Annotated in this window: 6 protein-coding genes; 5 read left to right on the forward strand and 1 reads right to left on the reverse strand. The window is 64.4% G+C overall.

What is annotated here, in order from left to right; genetic code table 11:
- Positions 1–9: 9 nt before the first annotated feature.
- Positions 10–720, reverse strand: coding sequence for a hypothetical protein (locus tag VN856_RS11190; RefSeq protein WP_325688935.1), 711 nt, complete (start codon positions 718–720; stop codon positions 10–12).
- Between the two features lie 335 nt (positions 721–1,055).
- On the opposite strand from VN856_RS11190, the gene VN856_RS11195 reads away from it, so the two are divergent.
- Genes VN856_RS11195 through VN856_RS11215 form a run of 5 tightly spaced genes read left to right on the forward strand, consistent with a single transcriptional unit; the run spans position 1,056 to position 19,065 of the window.
- Positions 1,056–2,075, forward strand: a complete 1,020-nt coding sequence (locus tag VN856_RS11195; RefSeq protein ID WP_325688937.1) for a class I SAM-dependent methyltransferase — start codon at positions 1,056–1,058, stop codon at positions 2,073–2,075.
- Positions 2,076–2,094: 19 nt separating this feature from the next.
- Entirely contained in the window at positions 2,095–9,585 is a 7,491-nt protein-coding gene (locus VN856_RS11200; RefSeq protein WP_325688939.1) for an SDR family NAD(P)-dependent oxidoreductase, read from the forward strand.
- Complete coding sequence (locus VN856_RS11205) at positions 9,585–16,973, forward strand: non-ribosomal peptide synthetase (RefSeq protein ID WP_325688942.1); 7,389 nt, start codon at positions 9,585–9,587, stop codon at positions 16,971–16,973. The genes VN856_RS11200 and VN856_RS11205 overlap by 1 nt, the downstream gene beginning before the upstream one ends.
- The gene (locus tag VN856_RS11210) at positions 16,970–18,133 is read left to right on the forward strand and encodes an FAD-dependent monooxygenase (protein WP_325688944.1); all 1,164 of its coding nucleotides are present in this window, start codon (positions 16,970–16,972) and stop codon (positions 18,131–18,133) included. The genes VN856_RS11205 and VN856_RS11210 overlap by 4 nt, the downstream gene beginning before the upstream one ends.
- The gene (locus VN856_RS11215) at positions 18,133–19,065 is read left to right on the forward strand and encodes an SDR family NAD(P)-dependent oxidoreductase (protein WP_325688946.1); all 933 of its coding nucleotides are present in this window, start codon (positions 18,133–18,135) and stop codon (positions 19,063–19,065) included. The genes VN856_RS11210 and VN856_RS11215 overlap by 1 nt, the downstream gene beginning before the upstream one ends.
- The last annotated feature ends 64 nt before the right edge of the window (positions 19,066–19,129 follow it).

Genomic DNA, 19,129 nt, shown 5'->3' on the forward strand with positions numbered 1-19,129 from the left:
CCTGAGGATTCAGGGCATCAGACCGGTCAGAATCTCACCCAGATCCGGGATCGTGCTGGTGCTCAGCGCGGTGCCGATGTCGGCCAGTCCGGAGGGATCGACCACTGTTCCGATGTCGGCTGTAGCGGCGGGATCGAATGCTGTGCCGATGTCGGCTAACGGGTTGAGGTCCAGCGCCGCCGATAAGGCGCTGGTGTCCATCGCCCCGGTCGCAGCCGCTGTCAAGGCGCTTGCCGGCTCGATGCCCAGAGCAGTCAAAAATTCCTCCCAGTAGCCCTGAAGAATCCCGACGAAACCTCCTACAAAGATTCCACCGAAAAGAATTATGGGACCGAAGAATTGTTCCCATTGTGGCCAGGAGGTGTCGAACAACGCCCCCAGTAGGGCCCACAAGTTGGTCAAGCCGGTGCTGTCCGCTGCGTCGGCGAGCGTCCCGCTGAAATCACCCAAGCTCGGCAGCACGCCGCTGAGTTCGCTGCTCAGCACTCCACCTTCGGGCGCCAGGACGTCAGTGACCGAGGCCAAAGCCGACCCGCCGGCTCCAGTCAAGGCGCTGAACCCCGCATCGATGGGATTGACCAGATCCACGATGGCCTCGGCAGCGGCAAGTTCGACCGGGCGCTGCTCGATGTGTGGTGCGGTCGTCGGGGTGACATAGATCAGGCCGGCGCCGAGGACGGCAACACCGGCGGTGGCATAGGGACGAAGTGCCAGCTGCATGATCATCTCCTTCGACGACGGCCAACGACTTCTCACCGATGGCTATCTCCGAAAGGAATCCTCGCCCGCGTGAGGCGCGACCAGCGCGGTAGTGCGCCACTGCAATCCCGGCCGTTGTCGGCTCGGGCTACTTAAGCCACGGTTTTGAAGTCTCTAGACGTGCGGCGTCCTGCGTTCAGTAGTCCGGTCCGAAATCCGCGCGAGAAGCAGTGCCGTGCTACTGCGCTCGTCCGACAGAGTGCGCGCGACGATTCACGCAGCAGAACACGACCCGATCCCCGCTGGCTGTTCTTCGGCCAGCAGCGGCACGGTCGGCAGAGGGCTAGGAGGGCAGCATGGGGTTGGACGCTGTCGAAATGCATCAGGCGCTTCGGGAACTGGGACACTCCCCACGACGCCGGGCTTCCGCCGCTGCGCGGGTCGAAATCCAAACGAAGCGATCGACGTTGACTCTCGGTCCGCACGACAACGCGGAATTGGACGCGTTCGAACAGAACTACGGCGACAATCCGCTGGCTGACCGCGACTCGGATCTCTATCGCCGGGAATTCGTGAAGAGTTTCGCCGAGAAGTGGGACGAATTGATCAATTGGGATGCTCGGACCAAGTCCGAGGGGTCCTTCTTCGTCGACGTCCTGCGCGCGAGGGGTAAGCAGAGCATCCTCGACACGGCCACCGGCACCGGCTTCCATTCCGTTCGTCTGACGCAGGCAGGTTTCGATGTCACCAGTGTCGACGGCTCGGCGGCCATGCTCGCCAAGGCGTTTGAGAACGGCCGGAAGCGCGGACTCATCCTCAAGACCGTCCAGTCCGATTGGCGCGAGCTGAACCGGAACATCCATGGCACGTATGACGCCATAATCTGCCTGGGCAACTCGTTCACCCACTTACACGACGAGCAGGGTCGCCGTAAGACTTTGGCCGAGTTCTACGCGGCCCTGCGCCACGACGGAATCCTGATCCTCGACCAACGAAATTATGACGCGATGCTCGACCACGGCTTCACGTCGACGCACAAGTACTACTACTGCGGTGACCAGGTCACGGCGGAGCCGGAGCATCTGGATGACGGCTTGGCACGCTTCAAATACACCTTCACCGACGGCTGCAAATACACGCTAAACATGTTCCCGTTGCGGAAGAACTACGTGCAGCGATTGCTACGTGAAGCAGGTTTCGAGCGCGTATGCACATACGGCGACTTCCAAAAGACGTACCGGGAAAACGAGTCGGAATTCTTCGTCCACGTTGCGGAGAAGTCCGTGCCGATCGCCTTAGATGCGGCCGTACCGGATTGCCTCGACCGGTCGCGACCATGCGGGACGTACGAAAGTGTGCAGACAAATGGCCACTGAAGGCCGATTTGGCGCTGTCGTGACTCCACCCAACGAGCCGATAGCCATTCTAGGAATGGGTTGCCGCTTTCCGGGCGGTGTCGACTCACCGGATGACCTGTGGCAATTGCTATCCGAGGAGCGCGACACGACCTCGGACTTTCCCACCGACCGCGGCTGGAATCTCCACGCGCTGTTCGGGCCCGACCCCGACGCGCCGGGGGCCACCTACGTCCGCGCGGGGTCGTTCGTCGACAACGTCGGTGATTTCGACGCGGCGTTCTTCGGGATCAGTCCGCGTGAGGCCCAAGCCATGGACCCGCAGCAACGACTGTTGTTAGAGGCGACTTGGGAGGCGCTCGAACGGGCAGGGATCGACCCGATTTCGTTGCACGGCAGTGATACCGGCGTGTTCATCGGTATGGCCGCTCAGGAGTATGGCCCGCGCGGATATAACGAGAAGGAGGGATTTGTCGGCTATATGGCGACCGGGGTTCCTACTTGCATCGCGTCGGGTCGGGTGGCCTACACGCTTGGGCTGCAGGGCCCCGCGTTGACGGTGGAGACCGGTTGCTCCTCATCTCTGGTTTCTGTGCATCTCGCCGTGCGATCGTTGCGGTCGGGTGAATGTGAATTGGCAGTGGCGGGCGGCGTATCCGTGGCTTGTTCACCCAGCGTCTACATCGGCCTGGGCCGACAGGGCGCCCTATCCGCTGACGGCCGATGCAAGCCATTCGCCGCGGCAGCGGACGGGTTTGGCGCTGCCGAGGGCGCCGGTGTGCTGGTGCTGGCCACACTGTCGCGCGCGCGCAGCGCCGGTTACCCGGTGCTTGCGCTGATCCGGGGTAGCGCACTGGGACAGGACGGGGCCACCGATGTGCTGTCCGTCCCGAGCGGCCCGGCGCAGCAGCGGGTGATTCGCCAGGCTCTCTTGGATGCGGGTCTGAGCGCGGGCGAAGTCGACGTGGTCGAAGCGCATGGCACGGGCACGAGGATCGGTGATCCGATCGAGGCGGATGCGTTGCGGGCAACGTATGGCAAAGCTCACTCGGTGGCGCACCCACTACTGATCGGCTCGGTCAAATCGAACATCGGCCACACCCAGTACGCCGCGGGCGCCGCCGGTGTGATCAAGATCGTGCAGTCGATTCGACAAGGGGTGGTACCGGCGACGTTGCACCTGGATTCGCCTACACCCCAGGTGGACTGGTCGTCCGGAACGATCGAGGTAGTCGATAGCGCACGTCCCTGGCCCGAGCCACCCGACCAGAACGACCGACCGCGGCGTGCGGGCGTGTCGTCGTTCGGCCTCAGCGGAACAAACGCCCACGTGATACTCGAGCAAGCGCCGCCGGAGTCTTCGCCCGGGGCGCTTCGAAAGCGTCTACCGGTAACGCCGTGGGTGTTGTCCGCCAAATCGACGTCGGCACTGGCCGAGCAGGCGGCCCGGTTGGGGCGGTTCGTTGAACAGCACTCCGATTTGAACCCAGATGATGTGGCGTACTCATTGGTCACCACTCGGGCGTTGTTCGACCACCGCGCGGTTGTGGTCGGAACCGAACGTGACGAGTTATTGAGTGGATTGGCTGCGATCTCCTCCGGCATGCCCGCACCGAATGTGTTAAGCGGTAAGGCCGCCGCCACGGGCCGCACCGTCTTCGTTTTTCCCGGCCAGGGATCGCAATGGATGGGGATGGCGGTCGAACTGCTGGAGTCCGCGCCGGCGTTCGCCCATCAAATGCGGCTATGCGATGCGGCTTTCGCCGAGTTTGTCGATTGGTCGCTGATCGAGTGCGTGCGCGGCGGCGATGCTGGTGCCGAAAGCCTCGAACGGGTTGATGTGGTGCAGCCTGTGCTGTTTGCGGTCATGGTGTCGTTAGCCGCGCAATGGCGAGCATTGGGTGTCCATCCCGACGCCGTCCTCGGCCATTCGCAGGGCGAGATCGCGGCGGCCTACGTCTCCGGCGCCCTGTCGCTGCGAGACGCCGCGAAGGTAGTTACGTTGCGGAGCAAAGCGATCCGCGCAGTCACGGGAACCGGTGGCATGGTTTCGATCCCGCGTTCCGTTGAACGGGTTCACGCGCTCATCACACCGTGGGCTCGATCGATTTCCATCGCCGCGCACAATGGTCCGTCTTCGACCGTCGTGACCGGGGATGCGGCGGCGTTAGACGAGTTGATGGCCGTGTGCGAACTCGACGAGGTGGCAGCCACGCGGATTCCCGTCGACTACGCCTCGCATTCTGACCATGTGGAGGCGTTGCGAGAGACATTGCGCGAGTCGCTTTGTGGGCTGCAGCCACGAACCGGCGATATCGAGTTCATCTCCTCGGTCAGCGGTGCCGCGCTGGACACGAAGATCCTCGATGGCGACTACTGGTTCGCCAATCTGCGGCAACCGGTGCTATTCGAACCGGCTGTCCGGTGGGCGTACGAACACGGCTACCGCACGTTCGTCGAATCCAGTCCGCATCCGATGTTGACTGCCGGCATCCAGGAGTCGCTGGAGGACGACGGCGATGAGCCCACTGTGGTTGGGACACTTCGACGCAACGAAGGCGGCATGCGGCGATTCTTGCTGTCGGCCGCCGAGGCCCACGTATACGGGAAATCGCCGAACTGGGTGAGCATGTTCGACGACACGGGCGCCCGTCGCATCGACTTACCGACCTACGCCTTCCAACGCAGGCGCTATTGGATGGATCCCGAGCCCCGGTTCGTCGACGCAAGCAGTCTCGGCCTCAGCTCCGCCGAGCATCCCCTGCTCGGTGCTGTCGTGGCCCGGGCAGCTTCAGATGAGACCATTTTCACTGGCCGTCTGTCGCTCGCGTCCCATCCGTGGCTGGCCGACCACAAAGTGCACGGGATCGTACTGGTGCCGGGTGCGGCGATGGTAGAACTCGTGCTGTACGCCGCTGACCGTGTCGGGTGCCCGCGGATAGACCAACTTGTCCTGCAAACCCCGCTCATCGTTGAACCCGCCGGTGTCGCAGTTCAAGTCATCGTCGGCGCACCTGATGAGTCTGGCGAGTGTCCGGTGCAGATCTACTCGCGGATCGACGACGATAGTGCGGACCGAGCGTGGACGCACCATGCCGAAGGCGCGCTTTCCCCGAGCCCCGGTGCCGCGCCCCAACTTGGGTCCGATCAATGGCCACCGGAGGGCGCGGAACCGATCGACGTTTCCGAGGCCTACCCCCAGCTGGCCGCGCGCGGGTACGAATACGGTCCCGCATTCCACGGCCTGCGCTCGGTCTGGCGCCGTGGCGCCGAGGTGTTCGTCGAGGCGGAGCTGCCCGAGCAGGCCAAGGCGGACGCGAGCCGGTTCTGCCTGCATCCGGTGCTACTTGACGCGATCCTGCACGGCATCGGCGCCGGCGGCATCCTGGCAGAATCGGAGCTGACCAGGTTGCCGTTCGAATGGCAAGGCGTATCGCTTCGTGCCTTTGGCGCAACCCGGCTTCGCGCCCGGATCAGCTTCATCGCCGCCGACACGGTCGCCATCACACTCATGGACGGCCGCGGGGCGTTAGTTGGTCGTGTCGATTCCCTCGCCCTGCTCGGGGTTTCACCAGGCCAGTTGCGCATGAGCGCTGACGCCAATCACGCAGTGTACGCACTGGATTGGGTCGCTCTGGCGCAATGCGATGACATCAGTGGCAGTGCGAGTGGCCCCACCGAGAAGGTGACCGTATTGCGCTGCCCGTCAACGATTGCGGACAGCGCGGCGTTCACCGATGGCACGCGCCGAACGCTGACGCATGTGCTGGACCGGGTACAGGCGTGGCTGTCGAGCGATAGTCCTGACGACGACGAACGGCTGGTGGTGCTCACCCGCGGGGCGATCGCCGTCGACACATCCGACGACGTCACCGATCTTGGTCAGGCTGCGGTGTGGGGATTGTTGCGCAGCGCGCAGACTGAAAACCCGGGCCGTATCTTGCTGGCCGACGTCGACGACTGGGTCAACGTGGATGCGGTGGTCGCCGAAATAACCGGCCGCGACGAATCGCAACTCGCGCTACGTTATGGCGTGTGCTTTGCCCCTCGGCTGGCGCGGACCGGGCGAATCGACGGCGCCGAACTGGTCGACGCGACCACCTGGCGGCTTGCCACCCTTGGCAACGGCACGCTGGACCCACGGAACTTCGCGCTGCGTCCCTGTCCCGAATCCGATCGCCCCCTGGGGCCCGGCCAGGTGCGTTTGAGTCTGCGCTGCAGCGGCGTAAATTTCCATGATGTCCTGACCGCCCTGGGTCACCCCTCGGACTACGACGTGGGCGTCGAAGGGTCCGGCGTCGTTCTCGAGGTTGCCGACGATGTACTCGAGTTCGCGCCCGGCGACTGTGTAATGGGCCAGTTCTTCGGCGCCGGACCGGTTGTCGTCGTGGATCACTGGAGGATCGTGCGCATACCAGTGGGGTGGTCCTTGCCGCAGGCAGCGACCGTGCCCGCGGTCTTCCTCACCGCCTATTTCGCGCTGGCGCACGTCGCGCGCGTCCGCGCGGGCGAGCGGGTGCTGGTGCATGCCGCTACCGGCGGTGTCGGCATGGCGGCGGTGCAGCTAGCCAGGCACTGGGGCCTTGACGTGTTCGCAACGGCCAGCCCCGGGAAATGGGAAACCCTGCGCGGCATGGGATTCGATGACGATCACATCGCTAACTCGCGCACGCTCGAATTCGAGCAGAAGTTTGCGGCGGTAACCGACGGCGCGGGTATGGACGTGGTTCTCGATTGCCTGATAGACGAATTCGTCGATGCATCACTACGACTCTTGCCGCGCGGCGGACGATTCGTCGAGATGGGCAAAGCAGACATCCGCGACCCCGCGGAGGTGACCGCGCGGCATCCGGGCGTTCAATATCGAGCGTTCGACCTCGTCGAGGACGTCCCTCCGCAATTGTTGAGCGAGATGCTCGGCGAACTGGTGAAGCTGGCCGAGACGGGTGAACTGCGTCCGCTTCCGTTACGTTCGTGGGACATTAGACAGGCATCGGACGCCTATCGGTTCCTGAGCCGTGCCCGCCACGTTGGCAAGCTGGTGCTCACTGTGCCCACCCCGTTCGACCCCGCGGGCACGGTGCTGATCACCGGTGGCACAGGCGTCCTCGGGATGATGCTTGCCCGGCATTTGGTGACTCGTCACGGTGCACGAAATCTGTTGCTGGTCAGCCGAAGAGCCCACGCGGCCGAGGGTGTCGCCGCGATCGAAGCGGAGCTCACCGACCTGGGTGCGTCCGTGCGCATCGAATCGTGTGACGCGGCGGACCGGAAGTCGTTGCAAGCAACCTTGGCCGCGATACCAATCGAGCATCGGTTGACCGCCGTCATCCACGCTGCCGGAGTGCTCGACGACGCGGTGTTCGCGGCCCAGACCCGACATCACCTGGACGCGGTGCTGCGTCCGAAAGTCGATGCGGCCTGGAACCTGCACGAACTCACCGCTTCTGCGGACCTGTCTGCGTTCGTGATGTTTTCGTCGGCAGCCGGCGTTGTCGGCTCCCCGGGTCAGGCTAACTACGCTGCTGCCAATGCATTTCTCGACGGGCTCGCACAGCACCGCCGACAGCAGGGGCTGCCGGGCGTTTCGATGGCGTGGGGATGGTGGGCGCGAGCGACCGGGATGACGGGCCATCTCGACGAACGCGATCGCGATCGCATGAGCCGTAGTGGGTTTGTCCCGATGTCGTCGGCGGAAGGCCTCGCGCTTTTCGATGCGGCGCTTCGGCAACCGCGCTCGTTCGTCGTCCCGGCACGGTTCAATCTCGCCACCATCCGTTCGTCTTCGGCGGTCGGAGGCCTGCCACCGATATTCCGTGGGCTCGTCCGTCCGACACGCCGCACAGCCGAGCCTGCGGCCGCAATCGGGGCCTCTTCCGATCTTCGACGTCGGCTCGCGGCGATGAGCACGTCCGAACGGGAACACGAACTGCTCGGCATTGTTCGCTCGAACGCGGCCGCGGTGCTCGGGCATGACAGCGGCGACGCGGTGGCCGCGGACCAGGAGTTTAAGGAGCTCGGTTTTGATTCGCTGGGTGCGGTCGAGTTTCGGAATCGGTTGAAATCAGCGACCGGTTTGAAGCTGCCCACCAACGCCGTCTTCGACCATCCAACATCGATAGCGTTGGCCCGGTATCTGGCCCGGACGCTCGAAGTCGACGGGGAGCCCAGTTCTGGGGGAGACGAAACCGGCCGGGTCGAACAGGAATACCGGCCCTTAACGGGCTGTCAACGCGACATCGTCGCGGTCGGCGCCCGTTATTCGGATCTCCCAATCGCACAGGTGGTCACCCACGCGCGCCTGGATGGCACGGTGAACCTGGAGCGGATGCGGGAGTGCGTGCGGCGAACATATCTGCGGAATGACGCGCTGCGTTTGCGTTTTGAATTCCGCGACGGCGAGTTCGTGCAGCACCTCGGGACTGAGTTGCCCGAGCTCGAGTTTGTCGATTTCACGAATGACGCCGATCCGGCGGCAGCATGCGGGCGCTGGATCGACGAGGCAAGTGGGCGCGTGCTTCCGCTCCAGGGCCCGCTGACACGCGCCGCGATCCTGGTTGATCGGTCTGATTCGTTTCTGGTGTATGCGTGTTTCCATCACGCCGTGGCCGACGCATGGGGCATCAATGTCGCGCTGAGCCAGCTGTTGAATGAGTACTTATCGGAGGCCGACACCAGCAGCGACAACGATTTCGAAATGCCAAGATATCTGGACTTCGTTGCGGCAGAGCGCGAATACCGCGCTTCGGCTGACTGGGCGGCCGATCGTGACTACTTCGTTGAGAAGTACCGCGAGGTCGAGCCAGCATTGTTTGCCCGCCGCGGGTCATTGCGCAGCCGGCGTCGGCGACGTCACACCTTGCGAATGAATCCTGAAGCTGTTAAACGTCTGCGAGACACCGATCGCTCGATCTTCGCGTTCACCGCGGCCGCTATCGGCGAGTACCTGCGCCGGATACACCGCGGCGGGGACATCATCATTGGGGTCCCGTTCCTCAACCGATCATCCGAAGCCGAACTCCGCACGGTCGGCTGCATGGCGAACATACTGCCGCTGCGAATTCCCGCTGATGGCGAGTTGTCGACGGCCGAACTCGCCGACCGAATCAGCAAGGAAGTGTGGGAGGCGCAGGCGCGACAGCGTTTTGCCTATGGAGACATCGCCACAGCTTTGCAGAACGGCGCTGAGATGACGTTGTTCGACGTCACTTACTCATACTTCACGATTCCCGACACCGAACACGCGGAGTGGATCTGGAAGGACGCCAGCTTGCTCGCGTCAGGGTATTCACTCGATGTGGTCAACATCGTCGTTCGCGACCACGAGCGGGACGGATCGCTCGAGGTGGATCTGTTCTACGCCGACGACGTCTTCGACGCGAACTATCGGTTCGCGGACGCGCTACGTCATGTATTGACGTTGATCAAGGGCGCATTGGATGCGCCCGAGATGTCACTCGGTGACATCGACATGCTGTCGGCCGCGGATCACACCGAGCTGGATGCGTTCGCCCTAGGGGGAACCGACTGATGCTTGATGTCGATATCGCGCAGAACATCCGGATCGACCGTGTGGCCGCCGACGCGCCCGGCGAGCGGCCTGCGGTGTTGTCGGAGGACGGAACGCTCTGCTACGCAGAGTTCGACAGCGCCGTGAATCACATCGCCGAAGTGTTGCGCGCCAAGGGGGTCGAGCGTGACGAGTGTGTCGGGGTGATCGTGCCGCGCTCGCCTCAAATGGTCGTTGCGATACACGGGATATTGCGCGCAGGCGCCGCCTACGTGCCGATCGATCCGGGGTATCCGGAGGCACGTGTTCACACGATCATCGAAGACAGCGGCGCCCGGATCATCGTGGCCGGAACCGAATTCGCCGAAATTGCGGATGACCTCGGTGTCGATCGGGTCGAGCCGAGCATAGTCGCGGCGGATCCGGTCGAGCCACTCGCCTCACCCGAGGACCTGGCTTACGTCATCTACACGTCGGGATCGACCGGCCGGCCCAAGGGCGTAATGGTCGAGCACCGGTCGGTGGTCAACCGGCTGCACTGGATGCAACGCCGGTATCCAATCGGCTCGGATGACGTGATCCTGCAGAAGACTTCGGTGACGTTCGACGTCTCGGTGTGGGAATTGCTGTGGTGGGCTATGACCGGCGCGAGTGTGGCGCTGCTCGAGCCGGGCGGCGAGCGCGATCCGCGCAAGATCATCGCCGCGGTCGGGCGGCACCGGGTGACGGTCATGCATTTCGTGCCGACGATGCTCTGCGCATTTTTGGATGAACTTGAGGACCAACCCGATTCGGTGGACCGACTCAAGTCGTTGCACACCGTGTTCTGCAGTGGGGAGGCACTCACGCCGGCACTGGTCGAGCGGTTCAACCGAGTATTCGCGACCACCGCCGTCCCGCGGCTGGTTAATCTCTACGGGCCCACCGAGGCGACGGTGGACGTGAGCTACTTCGATTGTCCCCAGGCCGGGCCCGTCGATGGGGTCCCGATCGGAAAACCGATCGACAATACCAGACTGCTGGTGCTCGATGAGCGCGGAAACCGTTGTCCGGTAGGCGTGCCCGGCGAACTGAACATCGCCGGGGTTGGGCTGGCCCGCGGCTACCGGGGGCGTGATGATCTGACCGCGGCCGTCTTCGTCGCCGACGAGCGCGTACCGGGTGGTCGGCGTTACCGGACGGGAGACCTCGCCCGCTGGCGAGCGGACGGCAACCTGGAGTTTCTGGGACGCGCCGATGACGAAGTCAAGGTCCGCGGTAACCGGGTGAGCCCCGGCGAGGTCCAGGCCGTCGCGGAGTCGTGCCCGGGTGTGCGATCGGCGGTAGTGATAGCCGAGCCGTCGGAAATTCACGGGAACCACCTGATCGGTTATTTCATCGGAGAATCCGTCTCGCCCGAACGCCTCAGGGAGCACCTGGCTCAGCTCCTGCCCGCCTATATGATCCCCACCAGCTTCGTGCAGTTGAACGCGTTCCCGCTTACCACGAGTGGCAAGGTGGATCGTCGGGCGTTACCCCGGCCCGGTGCCCCCGATCGATCGGCCACCGCCCCGCGCACTCCGGCCGAGGCGGTGCTGGCCGATGTCTTCGCCTCGGTGCTCAAAGTTGAAACCGTTGGGATTTACGACAATTTCTTCAGCGTCGGCGGCGACTCGATCCTGGCGCTCGCGGTGCGCAGCGAGGCCGAGAAGCGAGGCATCGCTTTCGATGTCGACGAGCTGTTCGTCCGGCCGACAGTCGCCGAACTGGCGGAGACGAGTTCGCGGCCGGCGTCGGAGCCACCGGGTGTCACGGACGCGTTCGCGACGCTTGCACCGAGCGACCGCGCGGCGCTATGCGACGCCGAGGACGCGTTCCCAGCGACCGTGCTGCAACTCGGCATGCTGTTCCACAGCATCGAGCGCGCCGAATCGACGATGTATAAAGACGTCTTCCGCTACCGCCTGGCGATGCCGTGGCGCGAACGAGAGTTCACCGACGCGTTCGATCGACTGGTCGCCCGACATCCCGCGCTGCGGTCCTCGTTCGACCTGAGCCAATATTCAGTGCCGTTGCAGGTGGTCTGGCCACGGGTACCGCGAGCATTCGACGCCGTGACCGGGGCCGACGATCTCCTTGTCTGGGATTACCTGACGGCCCGCCACGCACACACCTACGACCTGGACCGCGCTCCGCTGTACGGCCTGCGCGCGTTCGTTCGGGACGACGGGGTGGATCTGGTCTTCGCGTTCCATCACGCGATTCTGGATGGTTGGAGCGTGGCGAACCTGATACGCGAGTTGTTGCAGGACTATCTATTCCGCCTCGGTCTCGACGTGCCGGCAGTCGACGCCGAGGTGCGTTCGGCGACCATTCTCGCCGAGCATGCTCGGCTGGAGAGGGCGGCGCTCGACGACCCCGTAGCGCAAGAGTTCTGGCGTAGCGTCCTGGCCGGATCGCACCTGACGTCCCTGGGATCCTGCGTCGTCCATGAAGCACGCGCGCCTGTCGATTCGGTAGCGGCGGTGCCGATCCCGCAGTGGCTGCAGGATGCCGTTGGGCAATTCGCGAAGTCTCGTGGGCTGCCGATGAAATCACTGCTGCTAGCCGCGCATTGCGTTACCCTGCAACGACTCTCGGGCGAGGAGGACGTCACGACCGGGTTGGTCACCCACGGGCGCCCCGGTCGAGCCGGCGCCGAAGAGGCCGCGGGGCTGTTTCTCAACATGATTCCGATCCGAGTCGACCACACACCGGCGACCTGGCTCGGCACCGTCGAACAGGTGGACCGATTCGAGCGCGCGAGCCACCGCTATCGGCGTTACCCGTTGCAGGCCATGCAATCCGACGCGGGCCGCCCCTTGTTGAACACCGCGTTCAATTACGTTAACTACCATCCCTTCGCCGAGCTGTTCGATATCGCCGCGATCGAACTGCTCGACTTTGAAGCGCACGAGCAAACCAACTTCGCGCTGCTCGCAACCGTCGCTGTCGACCCGCGTACCCGGGGGCTGTTCCTGTTCGTCAACGGCGATCCGCACGCTGTCACGGCCGCGCAGACGAACGAATACGCAAACACCTTCGTTCGTGCGCTGGTGGCAATCGTGCGCTCACCCGAGGAGTTCATTGATCTCGGGACCGACGATGTGCCCGCTCGTGACGTCACTCAACTCGGGTCAGAATCGGCAGCGATCAATCCCGACGTCGGCATGCCCCCGGCCGCGGATCGGCCGGCGGCCGCCGGGCATACTGCTGCTGAGTCGGTGCTGGTCGACGTGTTCGCCTCGGTGCTCGGCCTGGACTCCGTCGGAGTGCACGACAATTTCTTCACCGTCGGCGGAGACTCCATCCTTGCCCTCGTCGTGCGCAGCAAGGCTGAGAAGCGGGGCATCGCTTTCGATCTCGACGATCTGTACGCGCGGCCCACGATCGCCGAACTGGCCGAGGCGAGTCCGCGGCCGGCGGCGAAGCCGCAAGGTGTCACGGATGCGTTCGGGTTGCTTCCGCTCATCGACCGCGCAGCGCTGTGCGACGCCGAGGATGCGTTCCCAGCGACCGTGCTGCAGCTCGGCATGCTGTTCCACAGCATCGAGCGTGCCGAATCGACGATGTATAAGGACGTCTTCCGCTATCGCCTGGCGATGCCGTGGCGCGAACGAGAGTTCACCGCCGCGTTCGATCGCCTGGTGGCACGACATCCCGCGCTGCGTTCCTCGTTCGAACTCAACCAGCATTCCACGCCAGTGCAGGTTGTCCGGCCGGGGGTACCCCGAGCATTCGACATCGTGACCGGAGCCCGTGACGCGGATGTCGAAGGGTATATCGCTTCCCGGCACACGCATCGGTACGACTTCAACAGCGCTCCGCTATACGGCCTGCGCGCGTTCGTTCGGGATGAGGGTGTGGATCTGGTCTTCGCGTTCCATCACGCGATTCTGGACGGTTGGAGTGTGGCGAACCTGATACGCGAGTTGTTGCAGGACTACCTCTTCCGCCTCGGGCTGGATGTGCCGGCAGTCGACGCCGGGGTGCATTCGGCGACCATTCTCGCCGAGCATGCTCGGCTGGAGCGGGCGGCGCTCGAAGATCCTGCTGCGCAGGAGTTCTGGCGTAGCGTGATGAAGGGATCGCGCGCGACGGCGCTGGGATCCTACGTCGCCCATCAACCGCCGGCGACCGCCGATCCGATCGCGACAATCCTGATTCCGCCGTGGCTGCAGGACGCCGCTGGACGATTCGCAAAGTCTCATGGGCTGCCGGTGAAATCGCTGTTGCTGGCCGCACATTGCGTTACCCTGCAGCGACTTTCGGGAGAGGCGGACGTTACGACCGGGCTGGTCACCCACGGGCGCCCCGATCGTGATGGTGCCGAAGTGGCGGCCGGGTTGTTTCTCAACACGATCCCGGTCCGGCTCGACGACACACCGGCGACCTGGGTCGACGCCGTCGAACGCGTGGCCCGATTCGAGCGCGCGAGCCATCGTTATCGGCGTTATCCGTTGCAGGCCATGCAGTCCGATGCGGGCCGTCCCTTGTTCAATGTGGTGTTCAATTTCATCAACTATCATCTGTTCGGCGACCCGACGAGTGCCGGCGGGATCGAACTGCTGGCCTTCGAAGTGCAGGAACAAACAAACTTCGCGATGTGGGTGACCGCCGCGATGGATCCGCGGACTGGCCGGCTGTCCCTCCGCGTGACCGGAAATCCGGCGGTGCTGACCGCTATTCAGGCACGCGAATATGGTAGATCCCTCGTCCGCGTGCTGGCGGCAATCGTGCGGTCACCCGAGCAGGCCATGGATTCTGTTGCCGATGAACTGGCGGCTCGCGACGTCGCACAGCTCGTGTCCGAGCAGGCGGCAGCGACCCCGGACGCGACCGCACTTGTGACTGACACTGCCAGCTGGACATACGCCGAATTGGACCGCGGCGCAGAACGAATCGCGGCCGGGTTGTTGGCCGCGGGCATGCCACCAGGAGCTCGGGTGGGCGTGATGCTGGAACGGTCGCCAGAGCTGATCGCGACCGTGCTCGGCGTTCTGAAGGCCGGGGCGGCGGTTGTCCCGATGGACGTGAGTTACCCCCGCGCTCGCATCGAGTTGATGATCGAGCGTGCCCGGCCGTTCCGCGTTATGTCTGACATCGCGGAAGTCCGGGCACTGATGGAAGTACCTGCGACGATGACGTTGCCCGTAATCGACCCGGAAAGTGCGGCCTACGTGTTGTTCACATCCGGTTCGACGGGCGAACCAAAGGGCGTCACGATGCCGCACCGGGCCCTGCACAACCTCATTGCTTGGCAGAACCGCCGCCCGTCGAGTGGCGCCGCCGGATCCACGCTGCAGTTCTTCCCGCTGTCGTTCGACGTCTCGTTTCAGGAAGTGTTTTCCACGCTATGCGGTGGCGGCACGTTGCGGTTGGTCAGCGACAAGCAGCGCAGAGATCTGAGGGCCCTGGTACGTCTCGTCGCGGATGAGGGGATCGAACGTGTATTTCTGACCTGCGTCGCGTTGCAGGCGTTCGCGGACGCGGCGCTCGTCACCCGAACACGGTTGGAGTCGCTGCGCGTAGTGATCAACGTGGGCGAACAGCTCAGAGTGACACCGGAGATCCGCGAGCTGTGCACGGCGAATCCCGGCCTGGTGTTGGAGAACCACTACGGACCGACTGAGACGCACGAGGTGGCCAGCTACACGATGAGCGGTGCACCGGAAGACTTTCCCACGTTGCCACCCATCGGCACCGCGATAGACGGCGCAACGATCCGTCTGCTCGACGCCAACCTGCGTCCGGTCCCGCACGGAACAAGAGGCGAGATTTATGTCGGGGGCCGCTGCCTCGCAATCGGTTACGAGGCACGGCCCGACCTCACCGCGGAGCGATTCGTCACCGTCGGCGGGGTCGGTGAGAGCCGCGAGAGGATGTATCGCACCGGTGATCTGGGGGTCCAATTACCTTCCGGTGACCTTGTCTACCTCGGGCGAGCGGACGACCAGGTGAAGGTCCGCGGCTTCCGCATCGAGTGCGCGGAAATCGAACTCGCCTTGATGAATCTCAACGACACGGCGATTCAAGCGGTAGCAGTAGTGGCACGAAACCTCGATTCGGTGGATTCCGTGCTGGTGGCCTACCTCGTCGGGGACAGTGAAGGGGCGGACCTCGCCGCGATCCGAGCCCACCTGCGCGCGGTGCTGCCCGCATACATGATTCCGGCGCACTTCCAATGGCTCGACGAATTCCCGCTCACGCCGAGCGGCAAGCGCGACGACAAGGCCCTACGTGAGTTGCCGTTGGCCGCTGCCGTTGCGCCGTCGGCCGGCGCCACACCCTTTAGCCCGTACGAGCGAGCGGTCGCTGACATCATGGCGGAGTTCGCAGTTAGCGCAGGATTTGCCGCCGATACCAACTTCTTCGACGCGGGAGGCACATCGATCGGCGCGATGCGTGTGGTGATGGCGATCGCGCGGAGATGGGACGTCGAGATTCCGCTGGATGCGTTCGTCGCCGCGCCCACCGCCGCTCACATCGCCAGCCTGATCGCGGCCGGTGGCTCGGTGCGGGCGTTCGATCCCGTTGTTGCGCTGCGGACCTCGGGCGATCGCCCACCACTGTTCCTCGTCCACCCGATCGGTGGAAATGTGCTGTGCTATCTCAATCTCGTCAAGCACCTCCCGGTTGATCAACCGGTGTACGCGTTGCAGGCGGCCGGTGCCGAGCCCGGCGCGACGCCGCTGCACACGATGAGCGATCTGGCCGTGTCCTATATCGCGGCGATTCGTCGGGTGCGCCCGCACGGGCCATTCCACATCGGTGGATGGTCGTTCGGTGGCTACGTCGCTGTCGAGATAGCGCGGCAGCTGGCTGACGAGGAACTGGCGCGTCTGATCCTTCTCGATACGACCGCGCTCGGCGACGGGCCTCATCCCGTGGTGCCGGAAAGTGAACTGATCACTTGGTTTTTCGGAGAGCTGCTGTTGGAGGCGCACGGTATGGAGGCGGCACGGCTGACATTCGAGTTCAACGGAACGGGTCGCGACGCCTCGTTCGATTCGACCCTCCGCAACGCGATCGAGGCGGGAATCGTTCCCGCCGAGAGTTCGCCACAGTTGATTCGACGGCTCTACGAGATATTCCGCGCCAACTACGAGGCGACGCTGAACTATCGCCACGAGCCGTTGGATCGCGATATCACATTGCTGAGGTCAGCCGAAGATCTCCCGGCGGAGTTGGCGGGCCCGCACCGCTTGGTGGGGAGCATGTTCGCCAGTCCCACCAACGGTTGGGAGATACTGACGCCGCGCAGCCTGAGGGTGATCGAGGTTGCGGGTGACCACTTGTCGATGATGTCGGAGCCACACGTTGCGGACGTCGCGGCCAAACTGTCTACCGAACTCGCTGCGGTCGCGCTCGTTGGCGAGGGTCGGCGATGAACGCGCCGACGGTCGCGGTGGTCGGTGCGGGAATCGGCGGTCTGACTGCCGCCGTCGCCCTGCGGGCCAAGGGGATCGACGTCGAAATCTACGAGGCCGCACCCCGGCCGCGGATCACCGGCACGGCGCTGGGGCTCGCCAGCAACGCCACGAAAGTGCTGCGCGCGTTGGGGATCGACCTGCCGGCTGACGCCTGCTGTCGCACGCTTGAACACTTCGAGCTGCGCACCGCCCGCGGTGCGCTGATCCGGGGGCTGCCGGGCGCGGCCATCACCGCGCAGCTAGGCCATCCCTTTGTAAGCATCCATCGCAACGAGCTGATTAGTACGCTGCGCACCGCCGCCGGCGACACCCCCATCCACTATGGCGCCGAGGTGGTCGACGTTGGAATCGAACGATATGGGGCACGCGCCACACTCGTTGACGGTGCCGACGTGCGCGCCGGGGTCTTGATCGGCGCCGACGGCATAGGATCAGTCGTCCGGTCGACGGTCGCCGGTGATCAGCCGCCGAGCGAGTACGGGTATGTCTGTTGGCTTGCTACCGTGCGGTTTACGCACCACCGGATGGCGCCTGGCTATACCGGGCATTATTGGGGTAGGGGACAGCGGTTCGGGCTCATCGACATCGGCGCCGGGATGGCCTACTGGTGGGGAACGAAGAACATGCCCGCCGCCCTGGCACGCGACTGGGACGGAGACAAGGCGGACATCCTCGCCGCGTTCGACGGTTGGGCTCCCGAGGTGGTCGAGGCGATTGAGCGGACACCGGCGGAAGCCATCGTCAGTGTGCCCGGTCAAGATCGGCCCATCCTCAAGCAGTGGGGCATGGGCCCGATCACCCTGCTGGGCGATGCGGCGCATCCCATGCTCACCAGCAGATCGCAAGGCGCCAGCTCCGCCGTTGAGGACGGTTATGTGTTGGCGGAGGCGATTGGCCGCCTGCCCGATCCGGTCCAGGCCCTGCGTGCCTACGAGAACCGGCGCCGAGCCCGCGCCGGAATGTTAGTGCGAAGCTCACGGCGGCTTAACCGGGTAGAGCAGCTGCAGAATCCGGTCGCTTGTGCGGTGCGTAACCTCGGGATGCGTTGTGCGACCACGCGATCACTGATCCGCCACACCACCCGTCCGATGCGATTCGACCTGGGGTGGACGGCGTGATGCGGGGTTCGGTGACGGTGACGCCGGCGCGCTCGAAGTCGGTTCTTGTTACGGGCGCGTCGAGCGGGCTCGGTAAAGCCGCCGCTATCCACCTCGGCGAACTCGGTTATCGGGTGTTCGCGGGTGTGCGTACCGAGTCGAGCGCCGCTCAACTCTCCGGGGTGCCGCCGTCGGCGGGGCAGCTGATTCCGGTGCTGCTCGATGTCACCGACGCAGCGTCGATCGCGTACGCCGGCGAACTCGTTGAACAGGGTTGTAGCGGGACCGGACTGTGGGCCGCCGTGAACAATGCGGGGATCGCGATCAGCTCGCCGATGGAATGCGTTCCGGTCGACGTTTTGCGCGCTCAGCTAGAGACAAATGTCGTTGGCACAGTTGCTGTCACGCAGCGCGTGCTGCCCTTACTGCGCGCATCAGGTGGGAGGATTGTCAACGTCACTTCCGGCATCGTCAACATGGCCGCACCGTATTTAGGAGCATATGCGGCCGCACAGTGCGCCAAGGAGGGGTTAAGCGACGCGTTGCGACGCGAACTGCGCCCACTCGGGGTTAGCGTCTCGATCATCCAGCCCGGCGCGATCTCCACACCGATCTGGGACAAGATGCACCGATCCGCCAACGATATCTTTGCAGGGGCCCCCGCCGAGGTTGTCGAAACCTACCGCGAGCGATTCATCGAAATTCTCAACACAAGCACGGGTTTCGGGCAGACAGCCAAGACGACAGCCGCGGACTTCGCCGATGCCGTGGCCGCGGCGTTGGCCGCAAGGCGCCCGAAGGCCCGATATCGGGTCGGCGTCGATTCCTGGGGGAGCGCCCTGGCGCGCCGCGTGGTGTCGGATCGGATGATGGACGCCCTGATCACTACCGTTTACAAGGCCTCGGCGTGGGCTGTGCCCCCGCACCCATCTGCCCGCGAAATGACGCCATAGTGACCGGCCAGCGCGCGGAACGTCTCCGTCGGGGGGCGAAAAGACGTGTCCTCAGGGGGGGAGC

It is taken from the genome of Mycobacterium sp. (assembly GCF_035603715.1).
In the GTDB taxonomy this organism is placed as follows: Bacteria; Actinomycetota; Actinomycetes; order Mycobacteriales; family Mycobacteriaceae; genus Mycobacterium.